Annotated in this window: 3 protein-coding genes; all 3 read right to left on the reverse strand. The window is 36.6% G+C overall.

Annotated features, from left to right (window positions below):
• A partial coding sequence (locus WBJ10_RS09795) for a glycosyltransferase family 2 protein (RefSeq protein ID WP_424289771.1) occupies positions 1-696 on the reverse strand: 696 nt, incomplete at its 3' end.
• The gene (locus WBJ10_RS09800) at positions 693-1,268 is read right to left on the reverse strand and encodes an alpha-1,2-fucosyltransferase (protein WP_424289773.1); all 576 of its coding nucleotides are present in this window, start codon (positions 1,266-1,268) and stop codon (positions 693-695) included. The genes WBJ10_RS09795 and WBJ10_RS09800, both read right to left, overlap by 4 nt.
• A 12-nt stretch (positions 1,269-1,280) precedes the next feature.
• Positions 1,281-1,568 (reverse strand): hypothetical protein, encoded by a 288-nt coding sequence (locus tag WBJ10_RS09805; RefSeq protein ID WP_424289775.1) that lies wholly within the window; start codon positions 1,566-1,568, stop codon positions 1,281-1,283.
• Positions 1,569-1,631 lie beyond the last annotated feature (63 nt).

Here is a 1,631-nt window from a genome sequence, read left to right on the forward strand (position 1 = left end):
ATCATGAGCATACTGCGTTGTCACTAAACTTGCCTTTTCTAATGCTCTAGCTTTTGATGAATGAAAAATACTATTTGCCGAAATTCTGTAATATAGAAGCGTTTCTTTAAGACGTTTTATGGGTGACTTGAGAATAAATCTACACCATAGACCATAATCCTCTGCAGGAAAATCCGATTCATCGTAACGGAAGTTGAAAGTGTCAATAAATTCCCTTCTCATCATCACGGTTGGATGTGCAACTGGATTCTCCCACAACATTTGCCATTCCAATGGTGCTGACAATTCCCCGTAATATTCGGAGGTTATAATTTCATTGTTTGCATCTATTGTTGATATATCAGAGCAGCATAAACCATATTGCTGATTATCATCAAGAAATTTTAGCTGAATAGCAAACCTTTCAGGTAAGGAAATATCGTCGGCATCCATTCTAACAATATATTTGCCTATCGACTCCTCAATCCCCTTATTTAATGAGTATACCAAGCCTTTATTTTCGATATTATTTATATATCTAATACGTGGATTTTCATACGATAAAATAATCTGTTCACTTGCATCAGTTGAGCCGTCATTAATGATAATAAATTCGAAATCTTGGAGACTTTGATGAAGTACGCTGTCGATAGCATATTTCAAATAGAGCTCTGCATTAAACACAGGCATAATAACGGAAATGGAACAGCCAGTCATTTTTTAATCCATCGGGAAGGTATGAGGTCTGTAGTGCTCATTTCCAGGTTTTTGAACCACTTTTCCGGAGCCACAACAACTTTGTTTTCATTTTGATTTAACCAAGCTCCCCACCAACTAAAAGAACTGTTAGCAATGATGTTGTGTTTACAGTAGCTCATCAACTGCATATCTCTAAAACTTTCACTTCCTTTGTTATGATCTATAAATTTTACCGAACTTAAACTCGCAAACTCTCTCTTCGCCCAAGCAATGTCGTCGGAAAAAACGTAGTAAGTAGGATTCTCTATGTTAGCATTGACATGTGAAATTGCACGTCTATAGTAATCGATATCACACACACCGTGATGATTGTGAATAACTGCATTCTCAATAAAATCACCCCTCCTAACGTGTAAACCAACAGAATTATCCTTGCTGATTGATTCACAAACTATAGGATTTAAATGATCGGTAAAAGGCTCCCATCGAAATTCATTTAACAGAATTGGTCTAATTTGCAGGAAATATTTCTCTGTCTGCCAATATCCCTCCAGCAATACATTTGAAGGTAATTCATTAAATTCATCCATAAAACTGAGTGATCATTCATAAAAATGAACAGGGCAGTCGTTTTTAATAATTTTCCTAATAATTCTACCCAGCCTGCCCACTTTATACTTAGCGAGGTCATTTTCCTTGGCAAAAGCTGTAGTTACGTTGAAACAATTCAGTTCGTAATTACGGTAAGTGAAGTTTTCTTTAGCCGAACGGTCATTGAGAAACGTGACATCTAGGCTTATGTCTACCTGGTGTTTCTCCGCCAAAGCTCGCCCGGCAGCGTATTGAAACATTTGGTTGCCCAAACCGCCCATTAATTTAACAATTACCATCGTTAAATGCTTTTGAATTTCTAAATACCAACAATTAACTATAAATCAAGGTCATTCCTGGAA

This window comes from Daejeonella sp. (assembly GCF_049655485.1).
Classification (GTDB): Bacteria; Bacteroidota; Bacteroidia; order Sphingobacteriales; family Sphingobacteriaceae; genus Daejeonella.